Below are 230 nucleotides of genomic sequence, written 5' to 3' on the forward strand. Positions count from 1 at the left end.
TCCAGCAGTTACTAATTTAAACACTCAAGACAATAACGGTGTTGATGGAACATGGTCAGTGAATCAAGTTGATGAGGTTTATACTTATACCTTCACACCAACAGATACTTGTTATAATGAATTTAGTTTTACAGTAACTATTAATGATTCTGTTGACACTGAATTTACTTACACCGATAGTTCTGTATGTGATGTTGCAGAACTTCCAGAAGTTTCAACTTTAGACCCTC

At 34.3% G+C, this 230-nt stretch carries 1 protein-coding gene; it reads left to right on the forward strand.

Annotated features, from left to right (window positions below; all coding sequences use genetic code 11):
* Positions 1–230 (forward strand): hypothetical protein (locus tag NLM59_RS11675; protein ID WP_304417957.1); only part of this gene is annotated, 230 nt, incomplete at both ends.

Origin of the sequence: Profundicola chukchiensis, from assembly GCF_029664245.1 — a bacterium.
Taxonomy (GTDB): domain Bacteria; phylum Bacteroidota; class Bacteroidia; order Flavobacteriales; family Weeksellaceae; genus Profundicola; species Profundicola chukchiensis.